This window comes from Nocardioides sp. B129/18 (genome assembly GCF_055282735.1).
Window position 1 is genome coordinate 1 of record NZ_JBUZJI010000063.1, and the last position, 833, is coordinate 833.

An 833-nucleotide genomic window follows, 5' to 3' on the forward strand; every position below is an offset into this window, starting at 1 on the left:
CGCCGCGGAGCAGGCCGAGGCCCGCGCCGCCGCCGACCGCGCGGCCGCCGAGCACGCCGCCGCCCGGGCCAGCGCCGACGAGGCCGCCGCCGCCCAGACCCGCGTCGTGGCCGAGACCCTCGAGGCCCGCCGGCTCGCCGAGGAGTCCGCCCGCGCCGCCCAGGCCCGCGTCGCCGAGGTCCTCGCCCAGCTGGAGGAGGCCGGCCAGGCCTCCCAGCAGGCCCAGGAGGCCGCCACCGCCGCCGCCGAGGCGCGCCGCGAGGCCGAGGAGTCCGCCCGCGCCGCCCAGCAGCAGGCCGAGGAGGCCTTCCGGGCCCGGGTCGTCGCCGACGACGCCGCCACCGCCCACGCCTCGGCCCGCGCCGTCGCCGAGCAGCAGGTCTCCGAGGAGGCCGAGCGCCGCCTGGGCGTCGAGCGCCAGGCCGCCGAGCAGGCCCGTCTCGCCGAGGCCGCCCACGAGGCGCGCCGCGCCGCCGAGGAGGCCGCCCGCACGGCCGCGGCCGAGGCCACCAGCGCCGCCCTCGGACGCGAGGACGCCGAGCGCGCCGCCCTGGCCCGACTCGCCGAGCTCGAGGCCGCCGCCGTCGCCCGCGTCACGGCCGCCGACGCCGACGCCGAGCAGCGGGTCGGCGCCGCCCAGCAGGCCCTCGCCGAGGCGCAGGCCGAGGCCGCCGCCCGGCTCGCCCAGATCCAGACCGAGGCCGAGGAGCGGGTCGCCAGCACCCAGGCCGCGCTCGCCGACGTCCAGGCCCAGGCCGCCAGCCGTCTCGCCGAGGCCGACGCCGCCGCCGAGCAGCGCATGAGCGCCGCCCGCGCCGCCCAGGCCCAGGCCG

General features: G+C 83.6%; 1 pseudogene. It reads left to right on the plus strand.

The window, feature by feature from the left end:
- Positions 1 to 833, plus strand: a pseudogene (locus ACZDWJ_RS19715) (hypothetical protein); the annotation flags it as partial.